Origin of the sequence: Dermacoccus sp. BD5 (assembly GCF_044878485.1) — a bacterium.
Taxonomy (GTDB): Bacteria; Actinomycetota; Actinomycetes; order Actinomycetales; family Dermatophilaceae; genus Dermacoccus; species Dermacoccus nishinomiyaensis.
Genome location: NZ_JANJER010000015.1, coordinates 1 through 16,460, shown reverse-complemented (window position 1 = coordinate 16,460; position 16,460 = coordinate 1). Strand labels below are relative to the sequence as shown.

10 protein-coding genes and 2 pseudogenes are annotated in these 16,460 nt (G+C 64.1%); 5 read left to right on the top strand and 7 right to left on the bottom strand.

Going from position 1 to position 16,460, the window contains the following annotated elements; translation table 11 throughout:
• Nucleotides 1–8: 8 nt before the first annotated feature.
• Complete coding sequence (locus NQ706_RS11200) at nucleotides 9–1,463, bottom strand: sialate:H+ symport family MFS transporter (RefSeq protein WP_038568003.1); 1,455 nt, start codon at nucleotides 1,461–1,463, stop codon at nucleotides 9–11.
• A gap of 117 nt (nucleotides 1,464–1,580) precedes the next feature.
• Here NQ706_RS11200 and NQ706_RS11195 point away from each other — a divergent pair, with 117 nt between their 5' ends.
• Together NQ706_RS11195 and NQ706_RS11190 are read left to right on the top strand one after the other, a co-directional pair.
• On the top strand, nucleotides 1,581–2,090 hold the full coding sequence (locus tag NQ706_RS11195) for a DinB family protein (RefSeq protein ID WP_038568001.1): 510 nt from the start codon (nucleotides 1,581–1,583) through the stop codon (nucleotides 2,088–2,090).
• Nucleotides 2,091–2,469: 379 nt separating this feature from the next.
• Nucleotides 2,470–2,964 (top strand): very short patch repair endonuclease, encoded by a 495-nt coding sequence (locus NQ706_RS11190; RefSeq protein WP_081873646.1) that lies wholly within the window; start codon nucleotides 2,470–2,472, stop codon nucleotides 2,962–2,964.
• A gap of 116 nt (nucleotides 2,965–3,080) precedes the next feature.
• Here the strand turns inward: NQ706_RS11190 and NQ706_RS11185 are convergent, their stop codons facing one another.
• From NQ706_RS11185 to NQ706_RS11160, 6 genes and pseudogenes are all read right to left on the bottom strand, one after another.
• Nucleotides 3,081–4,091: an IS481 family transposase gene (locus NQ706_RS11185; protein WP_038567998.1), complete on the bottom strand. Its 1,011-nt coding sequence runs from the start codon at nucleotides 4,089–4,091 to the stop codon at nucleotides 3,081–3,083.
• A 182-nt stretch (nucleotides 4,092–4,273) separates the two neighbouring features.
• Nucleotides 4,274–5,172: pseudogene (locus NQ706_RS11180) on the bottom strand (bacteriophage abortive infection AbiH family protein).
• A 156-nt stretch (nucleotides 5,173–5,328) separates the two neighbouring features.
• A complete protein-coding gene (locus NQ706_RS11175; protein WP_081873645.1) occupies nucleotides 5,329–6,300 on the bottom strand; it encodes a PD-(D/E)XK nuclease family protein in 972 nt (323 codons plus the stop codon).
• Nucleotides 6,300–11,729: a DEAD/DEAH box helicase gene (locus tag NQ706_RS11170; RefSeq protein WP_038567990.1), complete on the bottom strand. Its 5,430-nt coding sequence runs from the start codon at nucleotides 11,727–11,729 to the stop codon at nucleotides 6,300–6,302. Before NQ706_RS11170 ends, NQ706_RS11175 begins: the two co-directional genes overlap by 1 nt.
• Nucleotides 11,726–12,676, bottom strand: a complete 951-nt coding sequence (locus NQ706_RS11165; protein WP_038567987.1) for a hypothetical protein — start codon at nucleotides 12,674–12,676, stop codon at nucleotides 11,726–11,728. Before NQ706_RS11165 ends, NQ706_RS11170 begins: the two co-directional genes overlap by 4 nt.
• A complete protein-coding gene (locus tag NQ706_RS11160; protein WP_150112746.1) occupies nucleotides 12,673–14,694 on the bottom strand; it encodes a hypothetical protein in 2,022 nt (673 codons plus the stop codon). The genes NQ706_RS11165 and NQ706_RS11160 overlap by 4 nt, the downstream gene beginning before the upstream one ends.
• Before the next feature lie 226 nt (nucleotides 14,695–14,920).
• Between NQ706_RS11160 and NQ706_RS11155 the strand changes: the two are divergent.
• The 3 genes and pseudogenes from NQ706_RS11155 (at nucleotide 14,921) to NQ706_RS11145 (ending at nucleotide 16,395) form a co-directional block, all read left to right on the top strand.
• Nucleotides 14,921–15,840: pseudogene (locus tag NQ706_RS11155) on the top strand (NaeI family type II restriction endonuclease).
• On the top strand, nucleotides 15,777–16,208 hold the full coding sequence (locus tag NQ706_RS11150; RefSeq protein WP_167539807.1) for a hypothetical protein: 432 nt from the start codon (nucleotides 15,777–15,779) through the stop codon (nucleotides 16,206–16,208). The pseudogene NQ706_RS11155 and the gene NQ706_RS11150 overlap by 64 nt, the downstream one beginning before the upstream one ends.
• A 7-nt stretch (nucleotides 16,209–16,215) precedes the next feature.
• The gene (locus tag NQ706_RS11145; protein ID WP_167539838.1) at nucleotides 16,216–16,395 is read left to right on the top strand and encodes an HNH endonuclease; all 180 of its coding nucleotides are present in this window, start codon (nucleotides 16,216–16,218) and stop codon (nucleotides 16,393–16,395) included.
• The last annotated feature ends 65 nt before the right edge of the window (nucleotides 16,396–16,460 follow it).

Genomic DNA, 16,460 nt, shown 5'->3' with positions numbered 1-16,460 from the left:
GTGATGCCTCAGACCGCCTGTGACGTCGCGCGAGTGACGATGTCGCTGCCGTCCTCGGGGCGCACGGCGCTCAGGCGGATGAGTCGCTGCAGGCGCAGCGGGAACTTGAGCGCGACGAGCAGGATGACGACGCCGGTGAACGTCGCCGACAGCGTCATGAGCGCCGAGCCGAGTGGCATGCGTCCGGCGAGCTGCGCTCCGACGACGGGCGACACGGCTCCACCGAGCGCGCCGACGTTGTAGGTGAAGCCGAGCGCGGCGGCGCGCTTCTCGATGGAGAACCAACTCACCATACACTTGGGCACGAGGCCGCCGACGCCGGCGCCGAAGCACTGCTGGACGAACAGCAGGAGCCCAATGAGGAGCGCGTGGTCCGAGGTCAGCGTGAAGATCGGCCACAGCAAGGGTAGGGAAATGAGCAGGCTGCCCCAGTAGGCACGGGTGGTGCCGAAACGGTCTCCGGTGAAGCCGGCCAGGATCGCGCCGAAGGCCGTACCGAATCCGCTCCAGAAGAGGATGTCGCTGACTTCTCCGGGCCAGAGACCGAGGTCGGTCTTGAGGTAGGTCGGCAGAAGGGCCGTGACGGGCCAGGCGAAGAAGAACACGGTGAAGACCACGACCGTCACGGCAACGGCCGTGGGCCAGCGCTGAGGCTCGAACTGTACGAGGAACCAGACGAACACTGCCGTGATGAAGATGGACATCGGGGTGATGATCGCTGCGCCGTGGACGTAACCGCCGAAGATGGCGAGGAGAATCGCGAACGTCGCCAGGGTGAGGAGGACGTTGAGAATGCGGTGCGGGCCGCGGTACAGCGTCGTGAACATGTCGGACGTTGCGTCCACCCGACCGGAGTCCTTCGCCCGACGGAAGTCCTCCGGTTCGGGCAGACCACGGCGCAGCCAGAGGGCGAGCACGATCGGCACGAGACCGATGGCGAACAGCGCTCGCCAGCCCCACGCGGGCACGACGAAGCGGTAGACCTGAGCGACCAGCACTCCACCGATGGAGAAGCCGCTGATGAGGAAGGCACTGGCCTTGTTACGCAGGTGCTGCGTCCACGACTCGATGACGTAGGTGGCGCTCGCGGAATACTCCCCCGCCATGCCGAAGCCGATGAGAAGGCGTGCGGCGAACATCATGACGTAGCCGGTGGAGACTGCACACAACAGTGAACCGAGGGAGAACGTGACGATGGCGAGCACCATGGCGTCACGGCGTCCGAGGGTGTCGGCGATGGCGCCGAGCACGAGACCTCCGAACCAGCGGGAGACGAACGCCGCGCTGATGAGGGTGGCGGCCTGGACGCCGTTGAGGTCGAACTCGTCGGCCACCTCGGTGAGGACGAGCGTGATGATGACGAAGTCGAAACCGTCGAGCAGGTACCCGAGCCACGCGGCCCAGAAGGACTTCCACTGCGTCGGGCTGACCTCGCGATACCAGGGCACGATGGCCGCGTTCATGTGTGCCTCCTCACCCGGTTCTGCTGCTCAACCTTCTCCGGCACCTTATAGAGATTCGATGCGCCGCAGGCTGAATTCGCTCTGGGCACGGTGCCGGCCGAGCGTTAGGGTCGAAGCATGAACGGCATCGAGGTACTCAAGGATCTGGCGGGACGAGCCGCGGAGGTGGCGGGTTCCCTGCGGGACGTTCCGGCCGAGCGACTCAACGCTCACCCGGGGCACGACAACTCGATCGCGTGGCTGTTGTGGCATGCAGCTCGAGAGATCGACGTGCAGGTCGCGCAGCTCTCGGGCGAACAACAGGAGTGGACGCGAGGGGGCTGGGCGGAGAAGCTCGGCGTGGACCGCGGTGCGGACGCGATGGGGTACGGCGACTCCCCCGACCAGACGCGAGCCCTCGTGGTGAACGACGCGAACGCCCTCGTCGATCACCTCGAGGCCGTGACGGCTGCGCACGTGGCCTACCTCGACACCCTGACGGACGCGGACCTCGACGATGTCGTCGACGAGAACTGGGATCCGCCGGTGACCCGCGGCGCCCGCCTGGTGAGCGTCAGCGAGGATGCGCTGCAGCACGTCGGCCAGGCGAGCTACCTTGCAGGCATGAAGGATTCCGCCTTCGAGTGAGTCGCGTTCCGACGCGACGCCCGGTCGTCAGCGCACGTATCGTCGAAACATGACCATCAGCAGCCAGGACATCGACGACTTCTTCGGTCGCTATGCGGCGGCGCTCACGAATTTCGACGCCGGGGCCTCGGCGGACCTGTGGGCGACACCCGGCACGATCGTGGACGACCGGGTTCTCCGGCGTCCTCGACTCACGGGATGCGATGGTGTCAGGGCTCGAGCAGTCCTAGCCGGTCTACAAGCAGCTCGGTCTCGCATCGGTGGGGTACGAGATCGTCGACGAGCGCCCTTTCAGTGACCGCCTCGTCCTCGTCGCTGTCCGCTGGACGTTCCTCGACGCGAACGGGACACCCTCACGGACAGCAACCCCTCCTACCTCATGCGTTGCGAGGATTCCGGTCTGCGGGCGACCGTGCGGCGCAGGAACATGCAGGCGAACCGTCGTCGGGACACGAAACCCGAGCTCGCGCTGCGGTCCGCTCTTCATCGAGCAGGGTTCCGCTACCGCGTGGACTACCGCATCGACCTCCCCGGCGGACGGGTGCGCCCAGACATCGTGTTCACCCGCAAGCGGATCGCCGTGTTCGTCGACGGGTGCTTCTGGCACTGTTGCCCTGAACACGGATCACGACCGTCGATCAACCAGTCGTACTGGTCACTGAAGCTCGCGCGGAACGTGGAACGCGATGCCCAGAACACGAAACTCCTGAGGGAAGCCGACTGGACTGTCATGAGAATCTGGGAGCACGAGAGCGTCCCCTCGGCGCTGACCCGCGTGACCGAAGCCTTGATGACATGTGCTGAGGGGAAGCGCGCAACGCGGAAGCCAAGAATGGCATCCCTCTTCGCGTCATGCAGCCCTTCGTCGGGCTGATCGATCCCACAGGCGTCAGCCTGCGTTACGTGTATTGCGTGGCGTCGGCTGACGGGCTCTAGCCGGAGTTCCTGCGCTGGACACAAACAGCCCCGTACCAGCAAGCAGAGGTGTCTCTAGCTGTGATGACCAGCCAGGTTGTCCAACCGGGTGATGGGCGCGACTCTGCCGATGGCTGAGTGGGGCCGGTGGTGGTTGTACTGGTGGATCCATGGTGCCAGCGCCGCGAGCCGGGCGTCTTCGCTGTCGTAGAACTTCGCGAAGGCCCACCCGTCGGCCAGGGTGCGGTGGAAGCGTTCGATCTTGCCGTTCGTCTGTGGACGGTACGGGCGGGTGCGCTTGTGCACGATGCCAAGTTCGGCGCAGGTGTCACGCCAGTGGTGGCTCTTGTACGCTGAGCCGTTGTCACTCAGCACGCGTTGGACGCTGACGCCGCGCGCAGCGAACCATGCGACGGCGTTGCGCAGCACGGCCGCTGCGGTTTCTTTCTTCTCATCGTCGTGGGCTTCGACGTACGCGACGCGGGAGTGGTCGTCGATGACGGTGTGCAGGTAGCACGTTCCCAGGCGGGGTGCGTGGGTGCTGTTACGGGTGGCGTGGCCGGCTTTGACTGTGGCGATGCGGTTCTGCTCGCCTTGGGCGCGTCCGACGTAGCGGTGGCCGCCGCCGTCGGGCACGCGCCCGAGTTTCTTCACGTCGACGTGGATGAGATCGCCGGGGCGCCCGTGTTCGTAGCGGCGTACTCGTTCGCCGGTGGCGCGGTCGATGTGGGTGAGCCTATTGAGGTGGCAGCGTGTCAGGACGGCGTGCACGGTTGAGGCGGGCAGGCCCAGTTTCGCGCCGATTTCGATGGGTCCGAGGCGATGACGCAGCCGGGTCTCGACGATCTTGCGGACCACGTGTGGTGGCGTCTTGTTCGGTTGGTGGTGGGGGCGGCTGGAACGATCCAGGAGACCGTCGGCGCCTTCAGCTTCGTAGCGGCGGGCCCATTTCGCGGCGGTCTTCCAGGACACGTCGTAGCGTTCTGCTGCGCGGGCGATGGGCCATTCGTCGTCGATGATGAGGCGGGCCAGGCGTAGGCGGGCGCGGACTGTGAGCGCGGCGTTCGAGTGGGTAGCGTGGGCCATGAAGACCTCCCGGTGCGTGGTGTGGGACCTAGACAGCTCCACTGCACAGCGAGAGGTCTTCGCTTGTCACCCGTTCAGATCAACGAGTCGCAATGACTCGACCAACGTGCCTGGTCATCACATCTAGCCAGTCGGCTTGGCTGGCAGGCATACCCTGACGATGCGACGTCTACTGCGAGCGATCAGCCGGTCGTCGCAGATGGTCGCGAGGTGAGCTGAGACGACTTCTCTTCCAGGACTTGCTTTCGGTACCTGATGCCGCATCCATACTCATCAAGATGAGAGCATGCATCTTCCAGAGCAGTCCTGTTGTACGCATAGACCATCCAAGGCACATCTTCCAGCAGCTCTGCTAGTCGATCAAAATACGGTTTGTCGACTAAGCCGAACGAGAAGCCGTAGACAACAACGCGATCAAAATGGCAAGGAATCCGAGCGAGGAACTGGGTCATTCTCTCCACCCGGTAAGTCTTTTCAAATTCCTTTAGGCGCTTCTCGAACGCCCCGTGCGCGGTGGATCGATAGTAGTCAAAACTTTCCTCGTCATCCCATTCGTGCAGTTCCGGCAGATCTCGAAGCGCCCCAGGCGCGCATCCGAGGATGAGTCGCTCACCGCCAACTTCGCCATGCACGTGTAGAACGCGATAAGGATCAACCCGTAAAGACGTTCCAGAGTGTGGGTGTAGTTGAAGTTGAGGAAGTAGTCGCGTGGTCCGAATATCTTCTGAAAGATGCCCAACGGATTCCGCGTTTCAAGCGCCTCATCGGCGCGTCTCGCAAACTCCTCAAGGGGAAAGTCGAGGAGCTGCTCAGCTTCGTGGATAATGCCGTCTCTGTCGCCTTCGCGTTCCGATAGAAGATCCGGCGCGTAGCTCTCAAGATGCTGGAGAAGCATGTCCATGTCGGGATGTGCGAGATCCGCTTCCACGTCTGACCAGAGATCTTCCGCATCGCTGTAACACTCCCACTCCCCGTGGAAACGTTCGGCCTCAACAGCGATCTTCTTCAGGTGCGGGGTGTATGCCGTGGGGAGGTCGTGTTGCAGATCAAACCCGTTTCCCAGGACGTGCAGAGCGACCATGTGACAGCGTCTCCATTCCGTTGGCTTACTAGCTTCTTCTTCGACTTCACTAGGCTAGACCGGTCCACTCACGCCGTTGGACCGGGCATAACCAACGAAGATTCGCACCGGTATGATTCACCTGCGGATCACTAGGCGCTCATTCGTCCGCGCGAATCACGATTCGGGCAGGATGCGGAGGCGGCTGCGGCTGCTCGCCGACCAGTCACCGGATACGCTGCCACTACGTCGGCGGACGCGAACAGCGCGCGCGAACTGGCCAGGTGCAAGGTTGCTGGGAAGGATGGTCGCTGATATTCCCGTCAGCCACTGGCCCCCGATCTGCACTGCGGCTGTCCCGGAGCTGGAGTGTTCGATGGCGGCGATCTCGCCCTCGATGGCGTCAGCATCGTCCCAGGCGGAGATGGCGTCCCAATGCGGCTCGCATATTACGCGTTTCGGGCAGTACCGGCACACGTCGGCCTGCGGATAGGCAGTGACTCGCTCTGAAGTTTGCGCGGCGTGAATCTTGCTCAAGAATGGGGCGATGTCAGAGCTGGTCACTGGAATCTCTAGGAGGCCGCGCTGCAAGCTGAAGACAAGCACACGTTCCGGAAATGCCCCAAAGTTCGCCTGGAACAGATGCGCATAGAACGTCATCTGGTGGTCGATCTCGGTTGATATGGCTGCGGAGGCCTTGCGTCCTCCGGTCTTGAGGTCGATGATGAGCCCGCCAGCTTCGGGAGCCACGATGTCGAGGATGCCGAAGAGGCCCCGATCGTCGTCACGCAAGAGCACCTCGCTTTGCGGCCGCGAACCGGCACTGGCGAGAATCTCTGAGAGTGCCTGCCCGCGGGTTTGGAGCCGTGCCCGGGTGACGATTCCCTGGAGCATGCTTGCCGGTTCGGCCTCATGAGCCTTCGCGACTTCGTCGAAACGCTCCTGGAGTCGCTTACCTGGGTGTGCGGATGACCACTCTCCTGCCTCGATCCAGCGCTGCAGCGCAAGGTGTGCGATGGCTCCGGGGTTATCTGCAGTTTGACTTATCGGTCTCGACGGTGCCGAGGCGGGTGCCGCGGATGCGGGGCAGCGCAGCAGACGCCAGGTGGCTGTTGCTGACCACCATTGCGGTTCCGGTGATTCTGGGATTACGCACCTGCCAGTTCGGAGTCGGAGATGAGTTTGAGAACGCGGCGCGGATCGCGGTCGAGGGTGAAGGAGTCGACGAAAACCACGCCGTCCAGGTCTTCTTCGGAGGCTTCGATCTCGGCCATTGCTTCGGCAAGACGAGGGGCGATGAGCGTGTCCTCGGAGGCTTCGAAAGGGTGGCGGGCGATTACCGCGAATGAGCCGACGCTAGGGCTATCGTATCGTGCGGCTGGGACCTCGCTGCTAATTGGTGCAGCGTTGTAGGCGTGTGCCCAGCGGTCGATGGCGGCGGTTTCTGCCGCGTCGTCGATGGTTAGCGGCAGCCCCTGTAGGAGCCGGAACAGGTCCCTGGCAAGCCGCCAATCGAGCAGGGCGTGATAGGCCATGTTTCCGTAGTCCCGAAGGCAGCGGTAGCACGATGAGCTGCAGACCTTGGTATGCGACGGGTCTTCCAGCTCGGCTAGGTAGCTGACGACCGCATCGAGGAATTCAGGGAGGAACCGGCGTGAGCCAAGCTGGGTGCTGAACCCTGCGCCGTTCTCTAGGGTGTCGGCTAGGAACGCGTACGTGGCGGGTTCGCTTCCGGTAACGCCGGAGTAGATGCCCGCGGCAAGTTCGAGAGGCTGGATATCGAGCGCCGCAGAGGCAACAGTGCGCAGGAGGAATGCGAGCGAGTACCACGCGGCGCGTCGACTGTCAGTAACTTCCTGCGCGCCGTAGGGCTGGCGGATTCCGGAGACGAGGTTGAGGCGGAGCCCGGTGTCGAGATTCGTTGGTGCACCAGCCCCTGCGAAGAGGAAGTCGGTGTGCTGGATGGCGCCGAGGGCGACGCTGATCGGATCTCCAGTGGCAAACGACGGATGGAGCAGCCCCGCATCGATGGCACGGGTTGAGACGTAGCCGCCCCATTCAGGACCGCCGGGAGCCGCACGGCGGAGAGTAAAGAGCTGCCCGCCGTTGTCGTTGATGACGTACCGGGAGCCAGGTCCGGAGAGTATCAGGGAGTTTCCAGGGGCTTGGCGGGCGAGGGCATCCATATCTGTCATTGCCCGCGCGGCCATCGCGCGGGGGCTCCACGAGAAGTTGCCGTCGAAGTCTGTGCCGGTTCCGCTGCGGAACCCGAGCGGTTCCCGTAGAGGCACGGTCGTATAGAAGGTAGGGCCGGCACCGCATCTTGGGCAGGTACCTAGGTCTTGTTGCTCGCCGAGGTAGGAGCAAGCGCGACAGATGGAGAGAGGCGACTCGATACCAAGCGGTTCGGGTTCCGGCTGGGGTCGTGGTCCAGATGGCTTGAATGCGGTGACGCCGACGACCGGATAGACGGTCCCGTCGCGGACGACTTCACTCATGGGGGCGAACTGGCTGACTGCCATGCTGAGGTCGCGGTCAATGACTCCTGCTGGAGGCCACGGGTAGGAGCGCTGAGGACGCTTTAGGTAGAGGTACCTGACCGAGGTGGGGAATCCGAACATGGGGAGGAGTCCGTCTTCAGCCAGCTGCTGGCTGAGGTCATCGTGGCGTTGGGCGAGGACCGAGTGATCGATGTCGTCGAGGAGTGCGCTTATGCACCGTTCCGCCTCCTCGTCCGCAGTGCCTTGGAATGCTGTGCTGCGGGCGAGCGAGCGAGCGGTTTCCCGCACGACGCCTGGGTGGTCCGCCAACCACCCCTCGAGCCTGGGCCGGAGGAAAGTGTGCCAGTCGCTGGTCTTGCCGAATGCGCCGTGCACGTTGCTGCTGGCGTCTTCGCCGTCGGTCGCGGAGATGAGCTCCGAGAATGCTTGGCGAAGGACCTCGCTCCGAAGTGATCGCGTGAAGATCTCCGGTCGGTTCAGAGCGAGGTAGGGCTTCGGCGTGGGCTCATTCGTGATGCGGTCTGGGCGTTCGAAGTAGTACTCGTCATGACTGCGGCCGCGGCATACGGTTAGCGCGACCGCGACCGGTGAGTTACGTCGCCCTGCACGTCCGACACGCTGCTGATAGTTGAATCGGGTCGGAGGCATGTTGCCGAGAACCACTGCGGAGAGCGCACCTATGTCTACTCCGGCCTCCATCGTTGTCGTAACCGAAAGGACGTCGATAGCGTCGGTGAGCTCGTTTTCTCCTGAGCCCAGGAAAACATCCTGGAAGCGTGATTGGCGGGACTGCGCGTCGATGCGGTCGGTCTGGCCGGTTAGCTCTGCGGTATTGAGACGGAATCTGCCATCGTCGCGGGTTGCTTTCCACGCGTAGTAGTCCTGGTCGAGATCAACGGGGACAGTATCAGCAGGTAGCGGTTTCGCGCACTTGGTGCAGTAACCATTGCCAGTAGTCAGATGCTGACGGCTGCATCTCGTGCAGGTCCAGGCGCGCCCCTCCCCCATTCGCAAGACCACGGCCGAGGGGTCGATCAAGTATTCGACGACTGCACTCCCGGCTCTGTTCAGGGCATCGTCTCGTAGGCTATCTGCCGTTGAGCGCTCCGCGCTGGCCACGTCTGCCCAGAACTTCCGGAGTTTGGGGGTCGGGTCGTCCCGTGCACCTCGGAGACCGAAGAACCGGCGCTGGTCAGCCAAGATACGCAGCGCTGCTCTCGCTTGTCCGGTGGCCGGGTCAGCCGGCGCATCGGCGGGTGCGGTGTCGGAGGCTAGTGCGAGCCAGCCGAGGCCGAGGGATTCGAAGTCGCGTCCTCCGCCGGAGAACAGTCCTTCAAGGAGCTCTTCCTCGAGGGAGCGGCCGATGTCGTTGAGGAGTGACCTCTGCGGGTCCGTGAGGCCTGGCTTCGGCGCTGGCGGCGTGAGACGCCAATCGTAGAGCTCGCTCCATGTCACTGCATGGTCTTCAGAGGTTTCGCGGAGGCGCGCATGAGGTCCTCCGGGGTTCATTCCGAGGCCCAGAAGATCGGCGGATACTTCGGCGGCAAGTTCCCGAAGAGAAGGCGGCGCGGAAAGCGCTGCTTTCAAGCGTTCGGCGTCGCCCGGACCGGTCTCGGGCTTGCCGTCCCAGATGTCCCGGAGTTCATCGAGAAGCGGGGCGTTGCGCTGCCTGAGGCGGGCAAGAGCTGCGAAAGACTCGACGGTCTTCTCGTTGCGGACCACGTGGCCCTCGGCAAGAACAAGATCTAGCACGGCGCTGCCAGAACCGGCGAGGCGCGCGTAGAGCAGCTGGCGCAGCAGGTCCTGATAATGACGCAGGCCGAGTCCGGCGGAAAGCTTTGCGGCGTCCTGCCTGCTGTCGGTGAAGACGATTAGCTTACGGTCGGCGTCTCGAAGGTCATTGGCGAGCTCCGTGGTGAGCACCTGGTTGATCTTTTCGAAACCGGTGCGCATCTGTCGGATGGGCGAGCGCTGCGTAGCGGGATCGGTGGCCGGAAGCCTCCCGTTGCGGCCGTACTGGATCTCCCAGTCATCGCCGCAATTCGGGCATTGCGTCGGGAATGGGCTGACTGTCTCGGGAGCGCGGCGCAACTCTCCGGTGGCGTTGTTGCGGGCGATGCGGGCGTGGAAACTCCATCCGGTGAATCCTTCGGCAATGTTGCTGATTTCACCGGAGGCAGGGTTGAGCTTGCTTGGGCGGAAGGCGTAGGAGACTGCGCTATTGTCGCGATTCCAGGTGGCTGAATCGAGGTTCGTCAGCGTGGTTTTAGGGCGGGGCCAGTAGACGAGGTAGTTATCTGGAGTGCGCTGCAAAGTGACCTGGTCGGGCAGCTTGGCGAGCTCGGGTACGTCAGCCAGCAGCATCGTCTTAACAGCTTGCTTCTGCAGTTCCCCTTCCGGGGCGAAGCCGCCGAGGAGGACATCGCCGCAGTTCTGGCAGTACAGCAGCTCGAGTACCCGTGCTCCGCATTCGCAGCGGGTAGCTGGCTCGGCGTATAGCTTTCCGACGGTACGCGCGGCCTGCGGGTCGGTGACGGCGCTGCATGAGGGGTCGCAGCATGCCCACATGCCGACGACGTTTCGGAAGAATAGGTGGGCACGGAGCTTCGGGTCGCCCGTCTGAGGGTCTTGGGCAAGCCCGGCGAGGACGTTGGCAATTGCCTGCTCAGAGAGTTCGTCTGGCGTGGCGGGGAAGACTTCCTGGGCGATCTGGGTGAGTGTTTTCGCCCCGCCGGTTCCGTTGCCGTGAAGTGCGCCCCGAAGGGCATTCACCACGCCGCCGGCTCGTCCGTCCGCCGCAGCGGTTACTGCGTCGGCGGTCGCGAGGTCGGCGGGATCGGCAGCGGGAGGGACCTGGTACTCGGCCGGCGTGATGCTGGAGCCAGTGATGAAGGAGAACGTTCCCTGGTCGACGTCGAAGAACTGGTGCAGGTAGTCGCTGTCGCGTTCAGAGTCGAGTGATGCGGATGCCGCGAGGACGCGGAACTGCTCTGGTCGCGCGTCGAGGCCGAGGCGGCGCTTGAGCGTGCGCAAGAGGTAGGCCACTTCAGTGCCTGCGGTTCCGCGGTATGTGTGCAGCTCGTCAACGACGAGGGTGAAGACGTTGGCGGGGTTGTCGAGCCATCGCCTTGTGGAGTCGAAGAAGTGGCCGTCGCGTTCGCGTAGCAGCATCACGTTGAGCATGGAGTAGTTCGTGATGAGGATGTCGGGCGGGTAGTCGAGCATGTCCCAGCGTGAGCGCATCTCGGCGCCGTCGAGTCGCGGCACGAAGTACCGGAGATCCTCATCGGCCTTCTGCGTGGCGATCTGCCGTGCGCGGGTGCCGCGCTGGTCCGTCTGTCGCAGGTAGCGGCGTAGTTCGCCGAGAGCGAGGTTGTTGCTGCGAATGCCAGTAACGGGGGTGGCACCGGTGTACCGGCCGAAGTAGAACCGGTGCCCGTTGCGGTTGGCGTCCAGCCATGCGCGGATGTCATCGTTGTCGAGGGCGCGGCGCAGGCGGATGAGCTGATCGTCGACGAGGGCGTTCATCGGGTAGAGGACGATGGTGCGCACAGCGGCTTCGCGGCCGGTTTCCCCGTCGCGCTGAGGGTGGTATGGATTGCCTTCCGAAGTCCACCAGTCGTCTGGTGACGCCCCGTGTCCGGTCCAGGTCCGGGATTCGCTCAGCAGTGAGGACAGGACCGGCATGAGGAATGACTCGGTCTTACCGGAGCCGGTTCCGGCGGTGATGACCATGTGCTGACCTGGCTGGACTCCCGCGGTGAGGGCTTCTTCCTGGTGCCGGTATAGCGAGGGGACTCCCGGTAGCAGGCCTGTGCTGATGAAGTCCGCCAGATCTGGGTCTGCGCCCGCTGCGGCGGCGGATTCGGCGAGGCTGCGGCCGGAGCTTTCGTACTCGGGCCTCAGCTCGAGAAGGGGTTTGCGGTAGGCGCCGCCGTCGCGGTCCAGGAGCGCGCGACGCTCGGCTTGAAGGCGCTCGTCGGCGAGACCGAAGGGCGTGTCGTAGTAGCGGAAGTAGGCGTCACGGAGATGCTCGAACGTCTGGATGGCGTCAAGATGCCTGCTGCTGTCGGTCATGTGAATGCCGTGCCTTCCTGCTCAGATGCTGATTCCATAGTTTGCCCGAGCGAGTCGGCGACTTGGGTGGCAATCTCGCGGGGAACGTTGTCGTAAAGGACGGTCTCGGCGTTGACGCCAAACCGGGGGACGAAGCCGCTGCACAAAACGAGCGCACGCGAGTGAAGTGGCGGGAGCGGTGCTCCCCAGTCGACGATGACCGTGCCGGTGCTAGTGCGACGGTCACTGTCTGACCGCCAGCGGACGACGGTTTCGCCGCGCCGGGCGAGTTCGGCAAAGAGTCCATGCGAGAAATCGGTGGCATACCAGTTGCCGTCGCGGCGCAGCGTATGCCGCCACCGGCCGTTGATCTGCTCGCGGAAGAGTCCATCGGGCAGACGGGGATCGCGGGATGATGCCTGCACCCACGTGTGCGGGCCGAAGCTGACGAGCTGTTCGAATGGCGAGTCGTAGGCGGGAGGCGCGCTCGGGCTAAGAGGGGGCGGAGTCCTGAGCAGGGCCGCGATGCCGGCTGCGGCACAACCGGTATAGGTCGCACCGAGTATGGCGGCTGCTTCCTCGAGGTCGCTCGCTCGCTCGTAGGGGATGAAGATCGTGTGCGGTGCGGGTATGTCGCGCTCCGAACCGGGGCGCGTCGCATGCTCGGTGTAGATTCCCCCTTCTTCGAGGGCACGGACTAGTCGCGGTCGTCGGGCGCCGACGAGGATCGCGAGGCCATCGGCAAATGGGAGCCGGGTGATGACAGGCGGGGCGACTGACCATTTCCCGGTTTTCCAGTCGACTTCGCAATGGCCGAGGGAGGCGACGTCACGCAGCCAGCGTCCTGTGGCGCTTTCGTGCAGGTCGACGTTCTCGGTGCGCGCGAGCCATGCGGCACGGGCGCGGAAGTTGGCGATCGTGCCGCTGCCGTTTTCGCTGATCCAGGTCAGCAGGAGGTCGCCGATCATGTTGCGCCCCCGGCCATGCTCAGTTGTGCTTTCCAGAGTTGCGCACCGTTGGTGTCCCTGCATGCCCGTTTCCAGGCGTCGAGGACATCAATGTCGAGGTCGTACTCGTTCCGCTTTGATGAACCGATCTCTGTGAGCCGCCATCGTGTTCCGCGCCGTTGGGCGAGCCACCGGGCGGTTGAGGCAGCACTGATCTCGAAGCACGGTAAGTGGAGCTCGATGTCGATGCTCAATAGGAACGCGGGCGTTTCGGTTTCCGCCAGGAGCTCGGTGCGTCCGTCAGCGTGCAGGAGCCAGGATTCGTCCCGGCCGCGACGTACGAGGATGGGGTACGAATCAGACGGGCCGCTCACGCAGGCGCCAGTTACGGCGAACAGGTGGCCTTGTGCACTCATTTGAGCGTCCTGAGTCCAGCCAAGTGAGGCTGTGCCGGACGGCTGGGAAGGGTCCGGCCCTTCCTCCAGCGTGGTGAAGGAGAGTTCTTGCCCATCTGCGTCCACGATGTGACGGCCCGTGTCGCTGATGAAGCGGCGCAGCTCGAGCGGAAACCCGTTTGCCTGGAGCTGTTCGCGCCGACCGTCGAGTGTCACGGTCGCGGTGCGCGAGTCGGGCCCGGTGGGTAGTAGCAGGTCCGGTTCGCCGCCGATGAGATAGTGCGTGCCTGAGATCGATGTGGCGAGAGGAAGGCCACGGACGAGCCGGGCACGAGGGATGGCAGCGGGCGTGACGCCGAGGCGGCGAAGGCCCGGAAGCCCCGCGAGGGCTTCCTCGAGCATCTCTCCGTTAGTGAAGCGAACGCCCTGAAACAGGGCATATCCGGAGAGAAGGACAGATCCACGCTGAGAGAGGAGGCGCCAGCCGTCAACGGCGGCCTGGCTGAGCACCTGCCGGAACTCCGTGACGTGAGGGGCGCTGATCGCGACCAGATGCTCCTCGAAGGGAAGCATTCCAGGTGCGGACGTCCAGGCACCCGTTTGCGCATCCGGGCTCAGGAAAAGCACGGGTGATGGAGGAGATTCTGCCGTGAACTCATTACCTCGTAGCCGGAACCCGGAAGACAGCAACTCCGGCGTCACTGCCGGGCTTCCTTGGACGGAGTAATAGTCAAGCCCAGCCAAGGTCGTGAGGCTTACTTCCCGGTCGCTGCCGGGCGCGAGCACAGCAAGGGTGTCGGGACCGCCCGGAGGAATGGGGAAAAGCCAACGAGCTTTCCAGGCGTCAAGGTCGATGCTCAGCCGGATTTCGATCCGCTGTTTCCCCTCGCTGGCCAGCACCCGGCCGTCCCATGCTTGCGCGTGGGCCTCGACGACGATGGCGAGGAGCGGGCGGAGGTCCGCGTCACCCAGAGCCCGCATGAATGCCTCGCTGAGCCGGTTCTGAGCGGCTGCTGTCCAGATATCGAGCGCGGACGCAATCACGCGAGAATCAGGGACGGCACCGGGACTGACGTCGAGAGCTTGGAAAAAGCGGGTGAGCGCCATGCGGTCGCTCTGGCGTACGAGTGCTTGCGACAGCGGGTAGCCGATCCGCTGGAGGTGGGGGTGGTCCCGGATGGTCGAGGCGCCTATGGCGCCGTCTTGCGCTTCTATCCAGCCGTGCAACCCGCGCCACATCTCCACGACGTCAAGAAAGGCACCGCCCTCTCTGAGATCGTTGCGGAGCGCCCCGATAGCCTCGACGTCGGCGCCTGGGCAGAGTGCTTGCGCGAGCCGGAGATAGTAGTTAGTAGAGCGCGCATCCGCGTCCGATCGCATCCTGGTCGCTGCGAGGACGGTAAGGGCGATCACTGGCAGCACCGGCGGTGGGTCAAGTCGCGAGCTGCGCTGCCACTGCCGGAAAGAAGCCATGATAGGCGCGAACATGGACCGACCATCGCCGAGCCTGAGCCTGCTGCGCACCGCCTCGGCGAGGTCGTCGCCCGCGTTCTCCGCCTCTGGGCGGAAGCGGGCAAGCGCGCCGTCATCGAGGAACAGCACAGTTGGGCCCTGGTGCGGGATGAGGAAGGCGGCAGAAAGCACCCTCTGCCAATCCTCGTACCCTCCCGCCATAGTGCCAGCTCCTTCGGTCACCGCCTAAGCGTCAGGATAGCAATGCCATCAGACACGGCAGGCGCGCGGACACTTCTCATTCATGCCGCTCCGGATATTGGGGGTGGGATTGCCGGGGAAGTCAGCGACCGCCGCATCATACAGCGACTTGACTCGGGGACCGGGAGTCAAGGGTTCTACCTTCTAGAGTGGTCGCATGGGCTTGTTCGAGCTGGAAGAGCCTCCGCACGACGACGCGGTGGCCGAAGTCGCTGCGGTGCTACGAGCCCTCGATCCGGACGGGCAGCGGATGGCGAAGGTGTTCCGTGCGACCTTCGACCAGCTGTACGACGGTCAGCACACGGGCCGGTACCGGCTCGATCAGCTGTTCAAGACCGAGAAAACCCACTTCGGTACCCGCGCTGAGATCAACCTCCAGCGTGAGCTGCGGCTCAATGACGGTCAGGTGCTCGACTTCTCGATCGCCAATCACGAAGTGGACTGCAAGTACTCCCATACCGGCGCCTGGATGCTCCCCATTGAGAGCTTCGAGCAGATCGCCCTGGTCACGCAGGCCGACGACGCGAAGTCCGTGTGGAGTGCGGGCTTGGTGCGGGTGAGCGAGCAGAACCGCCGCACCAGCGAGAACCGCGATCGCAAGACCGGCCTGAATGCGCACGGCCGCTCGCAGATCCTCTGGCTGCACAAGGACGCGCCGATGCAGCCCAACGCCCTGCTCCAGCTACCGCCGCACGTCGTCGACGAGATCATTAGCGGGCGAAGCGGGCAAGCGCGGCTCAATGAACTGTTCCGAAGGGCGACCAACCTGCGCCTGTCGCGCAACATCATCGCGACCGTCGCCCAGCAAGACGACTATATGAGCGCGTCCGTGACAACGGCGGTTCTCGCAGCGCCCTGCGCCCGGAGGGATATCTCATTCTCGGCGGTGACTACCACGTGCAGCGGGACCTCGCGACTGCGCTGGGTGCTGTGACCCCCGAGCCTGGCGAGCTGGACAGCGTCCGCGTCGTCCCCGCGTCGCCCGTCGATGGCGTCGAGATCGCGGATGGCTGGTGGCGGCTGGCATCGGACAGCGAGAGCGTGAGCGGTCCTGCTCCGGTGGTGCCGAGGAAATGACTTCTGCTGGTCTGCCGGAGCCCGATAGCGACGAGCTCAAGGCCCTGCTGCACGAGACGGACCAGCAAGTGATCTACCGCCTCTTGTATGAACGGCGCGACGATCCGCCGACGATGACCGAAATCGAGGCGTTCTACGCCGCGCAGGCTGGTGGAGCCCATGCTCAGACGGGGCGGCGGCTACGCGATATGTACGCGATCTTCGATATGAAGCCCGAGAGCCGGGACGGCGTGTGGGTGTATCCGCTTCGAGGACGGGCTACGTCGAAGCGGACCACGGCGAGAAGACGGAAGGGGATCTCGGCCCGCGTGCGCGGGGAGGTCCTCAGCAGTAAACGCTGCGCGCAATGCGGGAAGACCCCGGCTTAACGATCACGTGAAGCTGGAAGTCGATCACAAGATCCCTCACAGCTGGGGCGGAACAGACGACATCGAGAACCTCCAGCCCCTGTGTACCCAGTGCAATCACGATAAGCAGGCGTTCTACTCGTCGATTGAAGCGCCCTGGGTTTCGTTCCGCGCTTATGTGGTGACGAGGGTGCTCGTGTGGGATTGATCGTAAGCCGCTTCGACCTCGACTGGGGTGCGGTAGCCGAGGGCTTCGTGCAGGCGTTGACGGTT

Coding starts and splice junctions, on each gene's coding strand:
- NQ706_RS11200 (WP_038568003.1), bottom strand. CDS start 1,463: ATGAACGCGGCCATCGTGCCCTGGTATCGCGAGGTCAGCCCGACGCAG.
- NQ706_RS11195 (WP_038568001.1), top strand. CDS start 1,581: ATGAACGGCATCGAGGTACTCAAGGATCTGGCGGGACGAGCCGCGGAG.
- NQ706_RS11190 (WP_081873646.1), top strand. CDS start 2,470: ATGCGTTGCGAGGATTCCGGTCTGCGGGCGACCGTGCGGCGCAGGAAC.
- NQ706_RS11185 (WP_038567998.1), bottom strand. CDS start 4,091: ATGGCCCACGCTACCCACTCGAACGCCGCGCTCACAGTCCGCGCCCGC.
- NQ706_RS11170 (WP_038567990.1), bottom strand. CDS start 11,729: ATGACCGACAGCAGCAGGCATCTTGACGCCATCCAGACGTTCGAGCAT.
- NQ706_RS11165 (WP_038567987.1), bottom strand. CDS start 12,676: ATGATCGGCGACCTCCTGCTGACCTGGATCAGCGAAAACGGCAGCGGC.